The sequence below is a fragment of the Microbacterium sp. JC 701 genome (assembly GCF_021026215.1).
Classification (GTDB): Bacteria; Actinomycetota; Actinomycetes; order Actinomycetales; family Microbacteriaceae; genus Microbacterium; species Microbacterium algihabitans.
Genome location: NZ_JAJNCV010000008.1, coordinates 1 through 503 on the forward strand (window position 1 = coordinate 1; position 503 = coordinate 503).

The following is a 503-nucleotide window of genomic DNA, read 5'->3' on the forward strand; positions in this document are numbered from 1 at the left end:
TACGGTTTCGGTGTGTCTGTCCAAGGGGCTCGGTGCGCCGGTGGGGTCGGTGCTCTGCGGTGGCGAGGCATTCATCGGCAAGGCGCGGCGCCTGCGCAAGATGGTCGGCGGTGGCATGCGCCAGGCTGGCGTGCTCGCCGCCGCCGGGCTCTACGCGCTGGAGTACAACGTCGCTCGGCTCGCCGAGGATCATCGTCGAGCCCAGTGGCTCGGAAAGGAGCTGGCCGCGCTTGGCTTCGCGGTCGAGCCCGTGCAAACCAACATGGTTTATGTGACGGTGGGTGACAGGGCTGCGGCATTGGCGGAGTTCTGTTCGACGCGTGGCAGCCGGCTGACCCCTTCGGCACGGCTGCGTCTGGTGACCCATCTCGACGTGCACGACGAGCACCTGCCGATGGTGGTACGTGCCTTCGCCGAATTCGCCGGGAACATGAGCGGCAATTGACGTCGAATTGCTTGATTCAATCGCCTTTATCCCCTATACCCGGCGCGCAGGCCCGATA

1 protein-coding gene is annotated in these 503 nt (G+C 65.4%); it reads left to right on the plus strand.

The window, feature by feature from the left end; translation table 11 throughout:
- Positions 1-445 (plus strand): beta-eliminating lyase-related protein (locus tag LPW41_RS17185; protein WP_230705461.1); only part of this gene is annotated, 445 nt, incomplete at its 5' end.
- Positions 446-503 lie beyond the last annotated feature (58 nt).